Annotated in this window: 15 protein-coding genes and 1 pseudogene; 14 read left to right on the top strand and 2 right to left on the bottom strand. The window is 59.0% G+C overall.

Going from position 1 to position 18,326, the window contains the following annotated elements; genetic code table 11:
- Positions 1 to 74: 74 nt before the first annotated feature.
- Positions 75 to 788 (bottom strand): FadR/GntR family transcriptional regulator, encoded by a 714-nt coding sequence (locus AACH32_RS07410; protein ID WP_338606145.1) that lies wholly within the window; start codon positions 786 to 788, stop codon positions 75 to 77.
- A 551-nt stretch (positions 789 to 1,339) separates the two neighbouring features.
- Between AACH32_RS07410 and AACH32_RS07405 the strand changes: the two are divergent.
- From AACH32_RS07405 to AACH32_RS07395, 3 genes and pseudogenes are all read left to right on the top strand, one after another.
- Positions 1,340 to 2,095 (top strand): annotated as a pseudogene (locus AACH32_RS07405) (TRAP transporter substrate-binding protein); the annotation flags it as partial.
- 107 nt (positions 2,096 to 2,202) lie between these two features.
- A protein-coding gene (locus AACH32_RS07400) for an IS3 family transposase (protein WP_338598789.1) occupies positions 2,203 to 3,311 on the top strand; the annotation gives its coding sequence in 2 pieces (ribosomal slippage) (positions 2,203 to 2,455 and positions 2,455 to 3,311; 1,110 coding nt in all).
- A gap of 50 nt (positions 3,312 to 3,361) precedes the next feature.
- Positions 3,362 to 3,745: a hypothetical protein gene (locus AACH32_RS07395; protein WP_338606143.1), complete on the top strand. Its 384-nt coding sequence runs from the start codon at positions 3,362 to 3,364 to the stop codon at positions 3,743 to 3,745.
- Positions 3,746 to 5,282: 1,537 nt separating this feature from the next.
- On the opposite strand, the gene AACH32_RS07390 is transcribed toward AACH32_RS07395, so the two are convergent.
- The gene (locus tag AACH32_RS07390; RefSeq protein ID WP_338606142.1) at positions 5,283 to 6,230 is read right to left on the bottom strand and encodes an NAD(P)H-dependent flavin oxidoreductase; all 948 of its coding nucleotides are present in this window, start codon (positions 6,228 to 6,230) and stop codon (positions 5,283 to 5,285) included.
- Between the two features lie 251 nt (positions 6,231 to 6,481).
- Here AACH32_RS07390 and AACH32_RS07385 point away from each other — a divergent pair, with 251 nt between their 5' ends.
- From AACH32_RS07385 to AACH32_RS07335, 11 genes are all read left to right on the top strand, one after another.
- Positions 6,482 to 7,195: a GntR family transcriptional regulator gene (locus AACH32_RS07385; RefSeq protein WP_338606141.1), complete on the top strand. Its 714-nt coding sequence runs from the start codon at positions 6,482 to 6,484 to the stop codon at positions 7,193 to 7,195.
- 25 nt (positions 7,196 to 7,220) lie between these two features.
- On the top strand, positions 7,221 to 8,390 hold the full coding sequence (locus AACH32_RS07380; protein ID WP_338606140.1) for a CaiB/BaiF CoA transferase family protein: 1,170 nt from the start codon (positions 7,221 to 7,223) through the stop codon (positions 8,388 to 8,390).
- 43 nt (positions 8,391 to 8,433) lie between these two features.
- Complete coding sequence (locus tag AACH32_RS07375; protein WP_338606139.1) at positions 8,434 to 9,585, top strand: acyl-CoA dehydrogenase family protein; 1,152 nt, start codon at positions 8,434 to 8,436, stop codon at positions 9,583 to 9,585.
- A gap of 71 nt (positions 9,586 to 9,656) precedes the next feature.
- Positions 9,657 to 10,439, top strand: coding sequence for an SDR family NAD(P)-dependent oxidoreductase (locus AACH32_RS07370; RefSeq protein WP_338606138.1), 783 nt, complete (start codon positions 9,657 to 9,659; stop codon positions 10,437 to 10,439).
- Between the two features lie 20 nt (positions 10,440 to 10,459).
- Entirely contained in the window at positions 10,460 to 11,239 is a 780-nt protein-coding gene (locus tag AACH32_RS07365; RefSeq protein WP_338606137.1) for an enoyl-CoA hydratase/isomerase family protein, read from the top strand.
- 51 nt (positions 11,240 to 11,290) lie between these two features.
- Positions 11,291 to 11,725: a Zn-ribbon domain-containing OB-fold protein gene (locus AACH32_RS07360; RefSeq protein WP_338606136.1), complete on the top strand. Its 435-nt coding sequence runs from the start codon at positions 11,291 to 11,293 to the stop codon at positions 11,723 to 11,725.
- Between the two features lie 13 nt (positions 11,726 to 11,738).
- A complete protein-coding gene (locus tag AACH32_RS07355) occupies positions 11,739 to 12,899 on the top strand; it encodes a thiolase family protein (protein WP_338606135.1) in 1,161 nt (386 codons plus the stop codon).
- A 69-nt stretch (positions 12,900 to 12,968) separates the two neighbouring features.
- Positions 12,969 to 14,900 carry a TRAP transporter permease gene (locus AACH32_RS07350; protein ID WP_338606134.1) on the top strand — a complete coding sequence of 644 codons (1,932 nt, stop codon included), beginning with the start codon at positions 12,969 to 12,971 and terminating at the stop codon, positions 14,898 to 14,900.
- A 93-nt stretch (positions 14,901 to 14,993) separates the two neighbouring features.
- Positions 14,994 to 16,046, top strand: coding sequence for a TAXI family TRAP transporter solute-binding subunit (locus AACH32_RS07345; protein ID WP_338606133.1), 1,053 nt, complete (start codon positions 14,994 to 14,996; stop codon positions 16,044 to 16,046).
- Between the two features lie 91 nt (positions 16,047 to 16,137).
- Complete coding sequence (locus AACH32_RS07340) at positions 16,138 to 17,352, top strand: Coenzyme F420 hydrogenase/dehydrogenase, beta subunit C-terminal domain (protein ID WP_338606132.1); 1,215 nt, start codon at positions 16,138 to 16,140, stop codon at positions 17,350 to 17,352.
- Between the two features lie 20 nt (positions 17,353 to 17,372).
- Positions 17,373 to 18,254: an NAD(P)H-dependent flavin oxidoreductase gene (locus AACH32_RS07335; protein ID WP_338606131.1), complete on the top strand. Its 882-nt coding sequence runs from the start codon at positions 17,373 to 17,375 to the stop codon at positions 18,252 to 18,254.
- Positions 18,255 to 18,326: the final 72 nt, after the last annotated feature.

Raw genomic sequence — 18,326 nt, 5'->3', positions numbered from 1 at the left:
GTTAATTGGTTTAATTCTAATAAGGCGCAACCCGTGTTCCCAGGCTGCCTTTGGTTGGCCACGGCCCGGGCGGCTCAGTCTTCTTTCAGGTTCTCGAAGTAATCGATCACAAAGTTGATGTGCGAGCGCATGTAATCGAAGGCGGCGTGGGTGTCGTGGGCCTTGATGGCCGCCAGCACCTTTTCGTGCTGCAAATGCACCAGGTCTATGTTGACCACGTCCTGATAGAGAATCTGCAGGTTCTCGCGGATGCCCACGGCCATGTAGTCGTAGAAGTTCTTCATCAACTGCACTTGCAGCTGGTTCTTGGTGGCGTAGGCGATGCGCATGTGGAAGTAGACGTCTTCCGAACTGCCCAGCCCCCCCTTCTTGATGTGCTCCGACATCTGGGCCAGGCTGCGCTCCAACAGGACGATGTCTTCCTCGTTGGCCCGGCGGGCGGCCAGCACGGCGGAGTTGCACTCCAGGCCCAGGCGCACTTCCAGTAGCTCCGTGAGGCTCAGGGACTGGCCTTCGATCATCAGGCCCAGGGGGTTGCGCGCCCCGCCCTCGTGGTGGTTGGCCACAAAGGTGCCCTGGCCTTGCCGCTGATCGACCAGGCCCAGGCTGACCAGGCGGCTAACTGCGTTGCGCACCGTGGGCCGGCTCACCCCCATCTGCTGAGCCAACTCCCGCTCGGGAGGCAGTTGGTCCAACGGCTTGAGCTGACCGCGAAAAATCATGTCGCGCAATTGCTCGAAGACCTGGTCGGAGATTTTTTTGGGCTGCACCGGCTTGAAGCGGCTCATCATGGCTCCCGGCGATAGGGGCTACGCCAAAATTGGTAATACCTTACACTAACCCGCCTCTCTCGTAAATATCCTCGATTTCCAGCGCCTCGGCCCGGCAGAGCCTGATGAGCGGCCCGGATGTACGGGATTTTACGTTGTCTCGCCTCGCCCCATGCCCTGCTTTGCCGCCGGACGAGGCCTTCCTAACCGCGGTTACCCTCATTGGTATTATATCTTATCCTAAATACCATATTACCTTATTATCCGATCATACTAATATTTCGCGGTTTAACAACATATTATAAAATTGATTTTAAATTTTGGGTTGACATTGTAGCTGCAAATTGCGTACTTCTAAATTGGTCTTACCAATTATCAGGGTAACCAAGAGGCCGCCTGCCCAGGCCGAAACCGATGCGCCCATCAAGGGGCGTCTCGTTCATATAAACCCGCCCGCGCCGTGGTTGGTGGTCCCCCCGGGGGGCGCGACCGGGCGGCAAGTGACCTGAAAGGCAACGTTATGAAGGGAGGTAGGCATGCGTAAAGCAGCCAAACTTTTGATCCTGGCGATGGCCCTTTGCCTGGTGGCGGCCGCTCCGGGCCTGGTATCGGCCAAAGAAAAACCGGTCCTACTCAAGGTGCCGGTCACCTTTTCCACCGAACTGCCCGGTCTGGGCTCCACCATCAAGTGGGTTTCCGAGCGCATCGGCACCCTGAGCGACGGGGCCATCAAGATGAAGGTCTACGAGCCCAAGAAGCTGGTGGCGCCTTTCGAGATTCTGGAAGCGGTGTCCAAGGGCAAGGTCAACGCCGGCTATTCCATGTCCGCCTACTGGGCCGGCAAGATCAACGCGGCCCCCATCTTCTCGGCCATCCCCTTCGGCCCCGACGCCAGCGAGTACCTGGCCTGGATGTACTACGGCAACGGCCTCAAGTTCTGGCAGGAGATGTACGATATGAACGGCTACAACGTCCATGTCCTGCTCTGCGGGGTCATCGCCCCCGAGACCTCCGGCTGGTTCAACAAGGAGATCAACAGCCCCGAGGACCTCAAGGGCCTGAGGATGCGCTTCTTCGGCTTCGGCGGCAAGGTCATGCAAAAGATGGGCGTCTCCACCAGCCTGCTGCCCGGCGGCGAGATATTCCCCGCCCTGGAGAAAAAGGCCCTGGACGCCACCGAGTTCTCCATGCCCGCCATCGACAAGCGCCTGGGCTTCTACAAGGTGGTCAAATACAACTACTACCCCGGCTGGCACCAGCAGGCCTCGTTGTTCGAGCTTCTGATCAACAAGGACACCTGGAACGCCATGAGCAAGCACCAGCAGATGTGCCTGGTGTAAATGGCGGTCCAAATGTAACCCTCCCTTAAAATAGGGCCAGTTTGAGGTAGAGACTTCTGGCAGACTGAGGTCTGCAAGGAGGACTCTTCACGATGCGCAGGACCAGATTCAGCGAAACTCAGATCGTCAAAATTCTGAAAGAGGTGGAAGGGGGCAGGACCGCCAAGGAGGTCTGCCGGGAATACGGTGTCAGCAGCGCCACCTACTACAAATGGAAGTCCAAGTACGGGGGCATGGAGGCCTCGGACATCGTCCGGCTCAAGGAGCTTGAAGAAGAAAACAGGCGTCTAAAGCAGATGTACGCCGACTTGAGCCTTGAGAATCGGGCTCTGAAGGACGTCATCGAAAGAAAAATATAAGGCCAGCGGGTCGGCGCGATCTGGCTAAGTTCATGTGCAAAGAGCACGGTCTGAGCATTCGCCGGGCCTGCCGCGCCCTGAGGCTGAGCCGGTCGGTTTATGCCTACCGACCCAAGCCCCGCGACGATGGTCCGATCATCGAGGCGCTGACTTCGCTGGCAGACAAATATCCCAGATACGGCTTTGCCAAACTGTTTCAAGTAATTCGGCGGGATGGACATGGCTGGAATCACAAGCGGGTGTACCGAGTGTACTGCGCCCTGAAGCTAAACCTTCGCAGGAAGGGTAAGAAGCGCCTGCCTACTCGTGATCCCCAGCCGCTTGCAGTGCCGGATCTGGCCAATATCTGCTGGTCGGTGGACTTCATGAGCGATGCCCTGTATGGCGGCCAGCGATTCAGGACCTTTAATGTGGTGGATGATTTCAATCGAGAGGCCCTGGCCATAGAGGTGGACGTCAATCTCCCCGCCCAAAGGATAATCCGAGTGCTGGAGCGTATCGCTGCCTGGCGGGGCTACCCGTCCAGGCTGAGGCTGGACAACGGCCCGGAGCTGGTCAGTGTAGCTATGGCCCAATGGGCCGAGGAGCATAGTATCGATTTGGGTTTCACTCAGCCCGGCAAGCCCACCCAGAATTCATACATTGAACGCTTCAACCGGACCTATCGGGAAGAGGTGCTGGACCTTTACATATTTTCCCGTCTAAGCGAGGTGCGGGAAATCACGGATCGCTGGCTCAAGGAGTACAACGAGGAACGCCCTCATGAGTCCCTCGGCAACCTGACACCAGCCGAATACCTCGCTATAAATTCACCTGAAGTTTCTACTGTTGACTGGCACTAATCGGGGGAGGTTTACACAAGCTTAAGCGTAAGATTTGGATTGAAGCTGATATGTTCGAATCGGCAGCCTTTCGGTCGCTAAGTTCCAAAGCTATGTGGGCTCTGCTCCGATTCATACAAAAGTGTACTTGGGAAAAAATAAAAATTAGAGGAGGAAAGACACGGACGATTTATCAAAAAGAAGGCTTAAGTTTTTCATATGCCGAAGCCAAAGAATTTGGCATCAGCACGGCACAATTCCATCGTATCCTTAAGCTGCTGGTCGAGCTCGGCTTCCTAGACCCCGAACACCGAGGTGGAGCCTACGGGAGAGATTATTCTCGTTACGCCCTCTCTGATCGGTGGCGCAACTATGGCCAGCCGGATTTTGAGTTTAAAACGTTGGAGCGTGTTTTGCGCCCTGGACATGACGTGCAGAGTCGGATGGCAAAATAAAAAATGCTATCATTCTTGATAACCCATAACTATCAACAATGATAGTTTTAGCAAACTCAGGCAGGAAAGTGGGTTCTCATTAATGATAGTTGATATTAGGATATACACCGGCTGTAACGAATTGGTTCAACGTAATTAAAACGGCAATCATAGAGAAAAGATAAAATCTGGCATGAGGGTTATCATGAATGATAGAGAATCTAAATTACCACTCTATTGGCAAACGGCATCGGTGGGGTGAATCCAAACGAGGACCAATATTGAGGCCAAGGACCATGTGGCCTAGGGCGATTCAGCCAGCACAGCCATGGGAGCCGCACTCATGATATCTGGGGGCTATTTGCCAATTTATTTCGATAATAAAAAAGGTGGTGGATGTTGGGTGGCCTAGGCTCAGGTCGTATTTTGGGAGGCGGCGGAATTACCGTGGAGGACTGCCTGACCCTGGACGTGAACAAGCTGGTGCGCGATGGGCTAGTGGGGGTCGGCCACCGCGCCGGGACACTAGTCTGGACACAGCGCGGGACAGGTGAGAAAGTAGGCGCCGTGAGCTATGAAATCTTAAATAATGGCCCTAACGATGTGCGCCTACGTCTCACCTACACACACCGCGGCAGGGTTAAAGATGGGCGCACCGACGAATCAGTTTGGTTCGATACCAGCCACCCCCATTTTGGCGGAGTACGTTGGTGGTTCACTTGCCCAAGGTGCGGACGCAGGGCGGCCAAACTTCATCTTCCCCCCGGGGGAGATCTCTTCCTCTGCCGGCGTTGCTGGGGGCTGAGCTACGAAAGCCAACGAGAGAGCCCCATGTTCCGAGCCCTGAGCCAGGCGCAGAAGATTCGCTCGAGCCTGGGCGGCAGTACGGACACCACGGCTCCTTTTCCACCCCGACCCAAGGGGATGCACCGACGGACCTATAGGTCACTGCGAAAGAAGGCCCGGCGTTACGAGGGGGTAACCTGGTCCTTTGCCGAGTCAAAATACGGCTTGTCGCCTTATTAATTATGCCGGTGATGAACTGGATAGATATTGGTTCACCCCGTTTCATACCTCCAGGACGACGTGGGGCTCAAAGCCAAAGGATGGCGCTTCCTACTCACCGGCAGTTTTCCCGTCTAGAATTGCCGCAGTGATTGCTACCCCCACATCACCCTGTCCATCTAATTTGATGCAATTCTTGAAGGCAAACGGCGCCGTGAGACCGATGGTGTCGGCCAAATTTGGTCTGGGTGCTGACCCTATAACAGTCGGCCCCAGGCCTCCAGAACTAGGTGATGGGTGCGGTATTCGCCAAATTCCCTCATCTTATTATTTTTGAGCACCCTGAAGGTCTCCGAGGGATAGTCCTCGCCCATTACATCGGCTGGATCGGGTTAGTATAAGGAAGCATTTGTAAGTTGAACTCACCCCGGGCGGGCCTGCAGTTCACCTTCTTAGCATCCTTTCCATTGTCTTAACTCCCCTTAAGGTCAATACCCCCTTCAATGGGTCACTCTTAAATCCTGACCCTTCCTCCAATAAAACCTGGGTTAGCTCATTCGGGCGCCCAAACGCCGCTTAGCACATGGGCGAGATGGCACGCTTGATTCACTATTTGTTCCACCACCGTTTGTATGTCCTCCACCTCTCGGAGAAGCCCGGCGACTTGGCCCGACATCATCAATGCCTCCTGGGCATCACTGTTGGAGTCGACATAAGACAGGGTGTCGTTCTCCCGCCGCACTCCCGCGTCCTCTTGTTCCCTGTCGGTGTTTTGAATGCCCAATGCTTTCTGGTTTCGAAGCACCCTGACCGGCATGGCCTTCTTGCCCAGCAACAAGGTGCTTTCGTCCCCGGCCTCCAAGAGGGCGTCTTTGTAAAATGAAGGGATGGGGCACTGCCGGGTGGCCAGGAACCTGGTTCCCATCTCCACCCCCTCCGCCCCCAAGGCCAGGGCCGCCAAAAAGCCGCGGTGGTCGCCCACCCCGCCGGCCGCCACCACCGGAATCTCCAAGGCGTCTACCAACTGCGGCACCAGGCAGAGAGTGGTGGTCATCTCCCTGCCCACGTGCCCGCCCGCTTCATAGCCCATGGCAATAACCGCGTCCACGCCTGCCTCCTGGGCCCTTAATCCCTGGCTGACCGAGGAGACCTTGTGCAGGATCTTCATTCCTGCGGTCTTAGCCCGGGCCACCACCGCATCGGGCTTGCCCGCGCTGGTGGTCACCACCTGGACCCCCAGGTCCATGGCCGCTCCCAAATAATCCATGGCTTGTTTGCGCACCAGAGGCAAGTTGACCCCAAAGGGCTTCCGGGTTAGGGACTGGGCCAGGCCTATTTCTTCACGCACCCTGGCCAGGGGCAGCAATCCGGTAGCTATCTGGCCAAAAGCGCCACAGTTAGAGACCTGGGCGGTCATCTCGCCGAGGGTGATGCGCCGCATGGGCCCGAGCAGTAGGGGGTAGCGGGTTCCCAGAATCTCAGTCAGACGGTTGGCTCGCATTTGCTCAGCTCCGGTTATTTGTACTGTTTCTCGCTTTGCCCGCCAGGGTCTCTCTTGCCATATTTTGGGGTAGCACACAGGTATTTTGTTAAATATTTATGGCGTTTGAGACATTCAGGCCCGTTCAGAAATCAAGAGGCGGCCTACCATCAATAATAGAGTAAATTATTCTTGACTTATTGTCGACAACTATAATAGATTGAGTCCACACTCTAGATCTAGCACCGGAGCAATTAAGAAAAGGAGGCCAAGTGCCTGAGTTTGCCAAGCCAAAATCCATGGTTGATCAGATATGCGCTAGCATCTCGCGTGCCATCGCCAAGGGCGAGTTGAGCCCCGGCACGCGTCTGGTCGAGCAGGAGCTGCAAGCTGACTTCGGGGTCAGCCGGGCTCCCATCCGCGAAGCTATCCGCCTTTTGGAGGCCGACGGACTGGTGGTGGTGGACGCCTATAAGAAAAAGTACGTGCGCAACCTGACCCGGGAGGATCTCACTGACAACATCCCGGTGCTGGCCGCCCTGGAGAGCTTGGCCGCCCGCCTGGCCGTGGCCAACATCACCCCGGAAAAGATCGCGGGGATGGAGCAGATCAACCAAGAGATTGAGCGGGAGTTCCAGGCGGGCAACTATCACAAGTGCGCCGAGCTCAACTTCGCCTTTCACCGCTCTTTCTTGCAGGTGGCCGACAACCGGGCCCTCAAGCGCGCCATCAGCTCCATCGTCAAGTCCATCCTCTGGCTGTGGTTAACCACCCAGTACTACGCCAACAGCAGCATCATTCCATCTTCCATAGATGAACACCGGCGCATATTGCGGGCCTTGCGCGACAGGGCACCCGAGGAAGCAGAGAAAGAGGTGCGCGAGCACATCGAGGCTGTGCTGGCCCGGTTCCTGAGCCAGTCTCAGTTCGACCAGGAGGGCATCTACCAGTTCACGGCCTCCCTGAGGGCCGAGGCCGGTTCTTAGGCCACGCGGCCGGGGGAACAGCTTCATGCAGGATTACAGACCCCTGAGAGGCATCAAGATTCTAGATCTCAGCGCCCTGCTGCCCGGTCCCTACTGCACCATGCTCCTGGCCTCCCTGGGGGCCCAAGTACTCAAGGTGGAGTCCCCCCAAGGGGGGGATTCCATGCGCCGAATGTCCCCAAAAACCTTCGAGTACCTGAACGCCCAAAAAGACCTAATCAGCCTGGATCTGAAAAATCCCCGTGGCAGGGAGCTGTTTTTGGATTTGGCCGCGACCTGCGACGTGCTCTTAGAAGGCTTCCGCCCGGGGGTGGCCGCCAGGCTCGGAGTGGACTTCGACCCGGTGAGTCAGGCCAATCCTTCCATCATCTACTGCTCCCTGTCCGGCTACGGCCAGGACGGTCCCTATGCCTCTTGGCCTGGCCACGACCTCAACTACATGGGAATCGCCGGGGTGCTGAGTATATCCGGCAACCCGAACTCCGGCCGTCCCGAATTCCCCTCGGGTCCCCAGTATTCCGACCTGGCGGGCTCGCTGTTCGCGGCCAACGCCATTCTGGCAGCCTTGTTGGGCCGCGCGAGCGACCCCGGAGCCAGGTTCCTGGATGTGTCCATGAGCGAGAGCACAGGCATGCTGGTCATGCCTCGCTACATGGAGTTCCTGCACCGTGGGAACCCCCCCAAGGAAGTGTTCATGGCCAGGGGACCATATGGGGTATTCCAGGCCCGCGATGGCAAGTACCTGACCCTGGGCATCGTGGAAGACCATTTTTGGCAAAACTTCTGCCGGGCGGCTGGCCTGGATGAACTAGCGGAAGACCCAGAACTGCAAGGATGGTTGGCCCGCAACCAACAGGCGGCGCGGCTCATACCTCTTCTTGAGCAGGTCTTCCAAGGAAAGGACCGCGAGGAGTGGCTAAGGCTGCTCAGCGACGCCGACGTGCCAGTGGCCCCAGTGCACGACCTGGACCAGTGGACCAGCGACCCCCAACTGATTGAGCGCGGTTTTTTCGGGCCAAAGCAGGAAGAAAGCGGCACGGAAGTTTTTCCCCGCTTCCCGGTGCCAGGCATGGGCCGGCGGGGGTCTGGAGAAATCCAGGGCTTGGCAGTGGGACGCGATACCGGGAAGTGGCTCCAGGAGCGGGGCCTTACCAGCAAGGAAATAGATTCATTACGGGAGCAAATGATTATTTAGTCCCATTGGTGAGGACTTCACCATAGTGCGAGGTTGTCGCGACATGGAAATAGAACTGAACGAAGAGCAGCGAATCATCGTAGACAGTGTGCGCAAGTTTCTGGCCAAGGAGATCTCACCCCTTGTGGAGGAGTATGAGAGCCAGAGCAAGCTGATAACCAAAGACATCATCAAAATGCTGGAGCCCTACGGCTACGCCAGCGGTCTTGTGGCGGAGGAGCATGGCGGACTTGGCCTGGACTTTCTCAGCTACTGCCTCATGGTGGAGGAACTGAGCCGCACCTGGGCCTCACTACGCACCATGGTCACATCCTCTGCCCTTGTGACCAAGCTGCTAGGCCGCATGGGCAGCCCGGAGCAGCGCGAAAAGTTTCTACCTCCCCTCTTGGCCATGGACGAACTGGCCTGCTTCGCACTCACAGAACCCAACGTGGGCTCTGACACCGGTTCTTTGGAGACCAAGGCCGAACGCGACGGCGATTATTACGTCATCAACGGTACCAAAACCCTGATCACCGGAGGCGGCCTGGCCGACCTGGTGCTGGTTTACGCCCAGGTGAAGCAGCCCGACGGCCGCAAGGCGATCACCGGTTTTTTGGTGCACAAGAACGAGTCGCCTTTCGAGGCCCGCAACATCCGCAAAATGGGCATGCACTGCTCGTCTCTTTCCGAGCTGGCCTTTGTGGACTGCCGAGTGCCGGCGGCCAACCGTCTGGGCCAGGAAGGCGAGGGCCAGCGCATAGCCCTGAGCGGGCTCAACGAGGGCAGGGTCAACGTCACATTCGCGGTGGTGGGACTGGGGCAGGCGGCCCTGGAAGCCTCCATACGCTACGCCCAAGAGCGGGTCCAGTTCGGCAAGGCAATAGCCGGCTTCCAGCTAGTGCAGGAAATGATCGTGGAGATGGCCCTCAAGGTGGACACCGCCCGCTTATTGGGCATGCGGGCCGCCTTGATGCTGGACAGTGGGGTTGATTGCCGACGGGAGGCATCCTTTGCAAAGCTCTATTCCACCGAGGCCATGGTCGAGGTGTGCAATACGGCCATCCAAGTGCACGGAGGCTACGGCTACACCTCGGAGTTCCCAGTGGAACGGTATTTCCGCGACGTGCGGCACCTGACCATGGCCGAGGGCACCACCCAGATACAAAAGCTATTGCTGGGGCGCGAGATTTTAGGTGTGTCGGCCTTCAGGTAGACACAACGCCTGGCCACAGCGTGGATGATTAGCGCCCGCGCGCCCGCTTTTCAATCAAAAGGAGAATCAAGATGGATTTGCTGGTTAAAGGTAAAAACGTCTTCCTCACCGGGGGCGGCGACGGCATCGGTGTTCTAGTGGCCGAGATGCTGGCCGCTGACGGAGCCAATATCGCGGCGGCTGACATGAACGCCGACAAGGTAAAGGAGACCGCGGCCAAGGTGGAAGCCATGGGCCAAAAGGCCCTTTGGTTCGAATTGGACGTGACTGATCAGGCCCAGGTGACCGGGGCGGTCAACCAGACCATCGAAAAATTCGGCAAAATCGACATTCTGGTGCACATCCCAGGCCGTGGAGAACGCAAGCCCTTCCAGAAGTCGGGGCCGGAGGATTGGCAATTCGCCCTGGACCTGAACCTCATGGGCCCCCTGTACTCCACCAAGGCCGTTCTAGACAACATGATCGCCAACCAGGGCGGTTCCATAGTCTACGTGGTCTCGGATGCCGGTCGGGTGGGTGAGGTGAACAACCCTGTGTACTCGGCAGCCAAGGGCGGGGTCATCGCCTTTTCCAAGTCCCTGGCCCGGGAGTTGGGCCGCCACCTGATCCGAGTTAACTGCGTGGCCCTATCGGCCATGGACACCCCCGGCGGACGCAAATATCAGGAGCAGATTGCAGAGCGCAAGGGCATCACTATTGAGGCCCTACAAAAAAGCTTCTTGTCCAACTATCTGATCCGGCGATTCGGGCGGCCCCAGGACGCAGCCGACGCAATCTGTTTCCTGTGCTCAGGCCGGGCCGGCTGGGTCACAGGGCAGACTCTGAGCGTAAACGGCGGATACGCCCTGTTCTAGGTCTGGGGGGAAGGCGAGCAATGAACTTTCAGACCATCCTTTATGCCAAAGACAACGGGGTGGCCGTTATCACCCTGAACCGCGCGGACAAGCTAAATACGGTCAACTCGGTGATGCGCGACGAGCTCATTGAGGCGATCCGCGATTGCGAGCGCGACGATCAGGTGAGGGTGCTGATCATCACAGGTGGCACGGAAGTGTTCTGCGCCGGGGCCGACGTGACCGACCAGCCGGGTCCTTCCACTCTGTGGGACAAGCTAAGCCCCAAGCGGACCTACAGCTACTATCACCTTCTGGAAGACCTGGGCAAGCCGGTGATCGCGGCCATTGCCGGCTATTGCCTGGGCGGTGGCCTGGAACTGGCCTGCGCCTGCGACATCCGCATCGCGGCGGACAACGCCAAGCTGGGCGACGCGCACACCAAGCTGGGGATTATGGGCGGGGGGGGCAGCTCCCAGAGGCTGCCGCGGCTCATAGGCATTCCCCGGGCCAAGGAGCTCATCTTCAGCGGCCTGCCCATAGACGCCGAGCAGGCCGAGCGCATCAACTTGGTTAACCAGGCGGTGCCGGTGGCCGAGCTAATGGACACCGCACGGGAACTGGCCGAGCTCTACAAACAAAGGCCCCCATTGGTGCTCAAGCTGTTCAAGGCGGCCATAGGCGAGGGCATGGAAATGCCTTTTGCCCAGGGCTTTGATTTCGAGGCCAAGTGCGCCGCCCTGATCAGCCTGACCGAGGATTACCAGGAAGCCATCAACGCATTCAAGGAAAAGCGCAAGCCTTGTTTCCAAGGCAAATAAGGGGTCGGGACACCCCTCAACGACAAATTGTGTGCGGGGAGAAAAATAATAATGAGTGAGATTGGACCTGAAAAAATTCCCTTGCGGGAGGGCTTTTGGGCCTCCGCGACCCCGGAGAGCGGCCCCCGTCTCATCGGCAGCCGCTGCACCAACTGTGGGGAGATATATTTCCCCACCAAGCCCAAGGGCTGGTGCGTGCACTGCCAACAACCAACCCTGGAAAACATGCTTTTGAGCCCCCGGGGCAGATTGGCCGCGGTGACTCTGGTGCGCCAGCCCCCGGCCGGTGGCTTTTATCACGGGCCGGTTCCCTATGCCTACGGCATGGTGGACCTCTCGGACGGGGTGCGCCTGGTCAGCCAGCTTTATGCCGAGGATCTGGAGACGCTGCAGGCCGGGCAGGAGGCGGAATTGGTGATTAGACCTTTGTGCGAGGACGAGCAGGGTCGTCAAGTAATCACCTTCATGTTCACGCCCGTGGCCTGAGTGGGAGCCAAGCATGAAAGAGATTAAGCAAATGCGGGAAGTGTTCATCGCTGGCATAGGGCTGACCAAATGGGGTTTCTATGAAGATCAGGAGTCCTATGACTTTGGCAGCGAGGCCATATTCAAGGCCCTGGCCGACGCCGAGATGACCTGGGGCGACATGCAGGCCGTCTTTTGCGGCAGCGTCTACCAAGGCACCGCTTCGGGACACAAAGCGGTGAGCGAGGTGGGCCTGAGCGGTATTCCGGTGGTCAACGTAGAGAACGCCTGCTCCAGCGGAGGCTCGGCCCTGCGCTTGGCCTTCCAGATGGTGGCCGCCGAGGTCTACGACGTGGTGATCGCGGTGGGCTTGGAGAAGATGCCCCGGGGGCCCATACCCAGCACCGCCTTCCGGCCCTGGGAGTTGGAGTCGGGCTTCAATATCCAAGTAGGCAATTACGCACTGGAGACGGTGGAGTACATGAAGGAGACTGGGGTCACCGAGGAGGACCTGGCCAGGGTGACGGTGAAGAACCGCAAGAACGGGGCCCTGAACCCCAACGCGCGTTTCCAAAAGCCGGTGACGCTGGAAGAGGTGCTTGCCTCGCGTATGGTGGCCGAGCCGCTCAGGCTGCTGCACTGTTGTCCCCTGGCCGACGGGGCCGCCGCTGCGGTGCTTTGTAGCAAAGACAAGCTGGTCACTTCTTCCCGGGCGGTGAGGGTGGCCACCTCGGTGCTCGCCTCCGGGGTCTACGGCGATGGTATGCCGGCCGCCGGAATCCTCAAAAGCCTGAAGTTCCCGCCCCAGGAGGGGATCGTGGAGCTTTCGGCCCGACAGGCCTATGAATCCTCGGGATACGGGCCAGAGGATATGGACCTGGTGCAGGGCTACGATACCACCGTGCCCTCTGAACTGTGGGGCATGGAAAAGCTGGGATTTTGCCATAAAGGTGAGGCCGCTGGCCTGCTCAGGGACGGCAAGTTCGATCTGTACGGGGACCTGCCGGTGAATACCGACGGTGGCTTGATGTCGCGGGGGCATCCCCTGGGTGCCACGGGCCTGGGCCAAGTTTGTGAGTTGGTGACCCAACTGCGCGGGGAGGCCGGCTCCCGCCAGGTGAAAAAGGCAAGAGTGGCCCTAGCTCACGCCATGGGTGCCGGTCCCAACAGCTCCATAACTATCTTAACTCGTTGAATGGGAATTAGGTGCTGGCGACGTAGGGATAAAATCTAAAGGGAATTGGGCCCTTCGGAGGTTAGTTAGATGGCGCAAGAAAAGTCAGGGACTGGCAGTTTTAAGGATGTGCTGATAAAGGTCTTGTCCGTTTTCTACGTCATCTACATCGGGTATTTCATCATCTCCTACTTCGCCTCTCCCCAGCAGGTGGTGGTTGGGCTCATCACCATGTCGGCCATCCTGGTTTCGCTGGTGCAGATAAAGAACTACACAGCCAGGTTGGGGGCCACAGTCTCCGGCGGCCTTGTGGTCCTGTTGGTGATGCTCTGGCTGTTCATCGGGCTTTACTTTTATATCGAATACCCCACGCTGCTCTACGAACGGGACGGAGCCAACAACACCCTGGACTTCGTTCTGGCCGGTAGCCTCATCGTGATGACCATCATCTTCACCTACATCTGCTACGGCCTTGCCATCCCTTTGGTGGTCACGGCCTTTCTCCTCTACGGTCTGTTGGGCCAGTATCTACCCGGTTTCCTTTACCACCCCGGCATGCGGGTGGAGCGCCTGCTTCAGGAGACTTCGCTTAGCTTCAGCGGCATCTTCGGCATGCTCCCACAGGTGGGGCTCAAGTACGTGGCCATTTTCATCGTCTTCGCCGGCTTCGTGCGGGTGTTCGGAGGAATGGATTACACTATCGAACTGGTGCGCCGCCTCTCCCGCCGCAACGAGCGCATGATCCCCCAGATCGGGGTGTTGGCTAGCATGGTCTTCGGCTCTTTCACCGGCAGCGCGGCGGCCAACCTGGCGGGGACCGGCGCCTTCACCATTCCCCTGATGAAAAAGCACGGCATACCGCCCAAGGTGGCTGGAGGCATAGAGGCCGCGGCCTCGGCCGGAGGCCAGATCATGCCGCCCATCATGGGCACCACCGCCTTCGTCATCGCCGAGTACCTGGGCATTCAATACCTGGACGTAGTCATGGCCGGCGTGTTTCCGGCAGTGCTCTTCTACTTCTCCATCGTGGTGGCAGTCTACATCATCAGCCTCATCTACATGAAGCCCAGCAATAACGTGCACAAGGACGATGCCAAGGACGAAGACCTAGAAAAGCATGGCTCCCTGGCCGATGGGTTAAGCCTGGCCCTGGGCATGGGTACCATTTTCTACCTGCTGGTAGTGCCCAAACTGGACGCCATGACCTGTGGCTTCTACGGGGTGGTGGCCTATGTGGCTGCCCAAATACTCCTGTGCCTGGCCCTGGCATCCCATCGTAAATCTCCCAAGGAACTGCTTGAGACCTTGATCGATGGAGCGGTGAAGGCCGCCTCGGGCACCGCGCCTATCATCTTATTGCTGGCCTGCCTGGGCATTGTGGTCAAGATCCTGGTGGGGTCGGGCCTATCCACCCGCCTGTCCTACGGTCTGGTGGAACTGGGCGGCAACCATATGGTTCCGGTCATCATGCTGGTGATGCTGGTGTGCATTCTTTTCGGTATGGCGGTGACCACCGTGGCCGCTTATATTCTCACGGTCATCGTGGCCGCGCCGGCCCTGCAATCCTTTGGCATCCCGGACCTGGCCACCCATTTCGCGATCTTCTACTTCGCCATGCTTTCGGCCATCACTCCGCCGGTGGCAGGCATAATTCCCATAGCCTGCAGCTTGAGCAACTCGGGATACATGGAAACAGCCTGGGAGTCCATGAAGCTAGGGGTAGCCAAATACCTGCTGCCCTTCGCCTTCATCTTTCAGCCCAACCTACTCAAGCTTGACGGCGACGGCCTGGTGGCTTTCGTGCGGGTGGGGATGGGCATCATCGCCATCACCACCGGCCTGCAGTTCAGATATCCTGGCGCATTGGCCGGCGGCCTGCGGGCCCTGCTGCTGGCCTTCGGCTTCTTCGCCCTCTTTAGTCCTTATATGAGCCTGGCCTGGGTGTCTGTGGTGTTAAGCGCCATGATTATCGGCCTCCTGGCGGTTTTCTGGAAAAGCAAGCTGAGGACCAATCCGGCCTGAAATGAAATTAATTCACGAGGGGGGAGGGAAGCGGAAATATCCCTCGGGAGGCTCGAGGGTGACAGGCGAATCCTTAAACAGGGAGGGAAGTATATGTCCAAAGGATTCAAGGTGCGAATGATCACGGCTGTGGCCGGCCTGGCCATGATCACCGGGACCTGGGCCGCCGCCTCGCCGTCCTTGGCGGGCGACACCCTGGTGATGAACATCAACCGCGAGGGCACGGCGGGTTACGCGGTGGGCACCACCATCGCCAAGACTTTGAGCAAGTATTCCGACCTCAAAATCTCGGGCATCCCCTATTCCTCGCCAGTGGCGGGGTTCCGGGACGCGGCCGACGGTAAGTGCGCCATACCCTATGGCAGCGGCCTGGACCTGTGGCAGGCCTACAACTCCGAGGGCCCCTACGCCAAGATCCCCCTCAAGAGCAAGATCTACCAGGGCTTCTACTACTTCGACGCCAACCTCTTTTGGATCACCCGGGCAGACCGTGACGACATCAAGAGCCTGAGCGACATCAACGGCAAGAAGGTGTTCCCGGGAAAGATGGGTAGTGGCATCTCTGAAGGCTTCAAATACATGCTCAAGGCCCTAGACATTAAGATGGGCAAGAACGTCCAGATGGGATACATGGACGCGGCCAACGCCCTCAAGTCAGGCCTGGTGGACGTGGTGGGGGTCTACCTGGTGGCCCGCGCTAAGGCCATGCCCAGTTGGACCCAAAACATAGATACCCAGGTGAAGATCAAGATCATCGAGCCCAGCGCGGCTGAGGTGGCCAAGCTGAAGACGGAGTTGGGCAAGTACGGCATCGGCTTTGAGCAGCTTGCCACGCCCTTTAAGCAAAACACCGGAATCAAGGGTAAGACCACCTGGATGGGCGTGGAATGGTGGGGATGGCATTTTGCCTCCGACGTGAAGGCTGATGACGCCTACACTTACCTGAAGACCCTCTTCTCGCCCCAGGCGCAGGCCGACTTCAAGAAAGGCCACAAATTCTTCAAGGGAATCACCGATCCCAAGTTCGCGCGCGAAATGCAGTTGAAGGGCATCGGCGCGGTGCTGGGGGTGCCGGTGCATCCCGGCGTGGCCAAGTACCTCAAGGAGGTCAAGCTCTGGCAGCCTGATTGGAAGGTGGGCAAGTAAGGAAGCCTGGCCGGTGGACATCGCCGGCCGTGGGACCTGAATCCCCCACGGCCGGCGAATCACCCAGCCTTTAACCAGCGGGAAAAGCCAAATGCCCATGGATGACTTCAAAGACCTGCACGCCCAGGTCATCGCCAGGGGGCTCTGCACAGCCTGCGGGTTGTGCGTAGGCGCCTGCCCCCATGAATGCCTGCAATGGGACGATGAGCTCGAAGAGCCCCGCCTCGACGGTGAATGCCTTGGCTGCGGCCTGTGCGCATCAGCCTGCCCCGGAGGCGGGGCTCCCTTGCCGGTCCTGGAAGAAAAATTTCTGGGCCGAAGCCGCACACCCGAGGAAGAATACCTGGGGGTGCACCAGGAGCTGCTCTGCGGTCATGCCCGCGACGAGTCTCTGCGCCGGGCCTCGGCCAGTGGCGGGGTCACCAGCGCCTTGCTTATTTATGCCATGGAGCAGGGCCTGATCGATGCGGCTGTGCTGGCCGGAAGCGACCCGGAACGGCCCTGGCGAACCATCCCCATTTTGGCCCGCAGCCCAGAAGAGGTTAGGGCGGCGGTGGGCTCCAGGTATCAGCTCTGCCCGTCCCTGGCCGCCTTGGGCCAGGCCGCAACCTGGGAAAGGGTCGCGGTGGTCGCCCTTCCCTGCCAGGTGCACGGGCTGCGCAAGCTCGCCGCCTCGCCCCAGGGGCGGGACTTGCGCGAGCGGGTGGTTTTCATCCTGGGGTTGTTCTGCGGGGCCAACACCTCCTATCGCATCACCGAGCACGTGATCGCCGAGTTCAGCGACGTGCCCTTGCATGAGATTCGGGGGTTCACTTACCGGGGAGGCCCTAGCTCCCACGACATCACCATCAAATGCGCTGACGGCTCGGTGCACACCATCGCCAACGCCGACCGCATCAGCAACTATCTCTGGCTCATCCGGGACCGCTGCCGCATGTGCCCCGACTGGACCGCCGAGCTGGCCGATGTCTCTCTGGGGGACATCTTCGTGGGAGGCGCCAAGGGCCCCTTGCAAAAGGTTCCGCATTGGAACGGCTTCATCGTGCGCAATGACAAGGGGCGGGAGCTGGTGGCGGGCGCCCAAAAGGCCGGGGCCATCAGCCTGGAGCCGCTGGAGGAGGCGGCCCTTTACGGCAACATCGGTTTTGAAGCCAAAAAGCACGGGGCGATCCACCATCTGCACCAGAGGAAGCGCTACGGGTGGCCGACGCCGGATTTCGGGTGCGAATTCTCTTGGCGCCCCCGGCGCAGAGTCCCTTTCCAGATCAGCCTGCCCGATTGGCCAGACCCAAAAACCGGGAGCTAATGATGTCGAGAATTGCTGAATTGCTAGGATGCCGTTATCCCGTCATCCAAGGGGCCATGGGGGTCATCTGCAACCCCGAGATGGTGGCGGCGGTATCGGAGGCCGGCGGCTTCGGGGTGCTGGGCTCCGCCTTCCAGGAAGACGCAGAGGAACTGCGCCGCCAAATTAAGGCAGTGCGGGCCCTGACCGACAAGCCGTTCGGGGCCAACCTCACGGTCCTCAATCCCCATTGCACCGAGATGGCCGAGGTCATGATGGACATGGGCCTCAAGGCCGTGACCACCAGCGCGGGCAACCCCGGCCCCCTGATCGAGCTGCTCAAGCCCCAAGGGGTCAAGGTGCTGCACGTCTGCCCCAGCGTGGACAAGGCGGTCAAGGCCCAGGCCGTGGGCGTGGACGCGGTTATAGCCGAGGGCGCCGAGTCCGGAGGCATCCAGGGGGTGGAAGCAGTGGGCACCTTGGTGCTGGTCCCGGCGGTGTGCGACGCGGTGGAGGTGCCGGTGGTGGCCGCGGGCGGCGTTGCCGACTCACGAGGCTTTCGTGCCGCCCTAGCCTTGGGCGCCCAGGGGGTCCAGGTGGGAACACGCTTCATCGCCTCCACCGAATGCATCGCCCACCAGAGCTACAAAGCCATGATCTGCGACTCCTCCGAGACAGACACCTTCCTGGTTCGACGCACTGAAAAAATTTTAGTGCGGGTGCTGCCCACTCCCCTGGCCATGGAAGTGCGCCGCGATCCCAACCGTGGAGAGGCCATCCGCAGGCAGGATATCGGGCGGGCCTGGATTCAAGGCAATTTAGAAGTTTACACCTTAGCCGCAGGGCAAGATGTCGGACTGGTGCACGAGGTCAAACCCGTGGCCAGGATAATCGAGGAGATGGTGGCGGCCTCGGCGGTCTGATCAGGAGTCAGATCATATGGGTGGCCGTCGAGCCGATTGGTCGAAGGCAGGAGTTGGTCCCAATGTTGAATA

Source organism: Desulfoferula mesophila, assembly GCF_037076455.1.
In the GTDB taxonomy this organism is placed as follows: domain Bacteria; phylum Desulfobacterota; class Desulfarculia; order Desulfarculales; family Desulfarculaceae; genus Desulfoferula; species Desulfoferula mesophila.
Note: the sequence above shows the minus strand (reverse complement) of the source record. Positions and strands in the feature narration are given on the sequence as shown.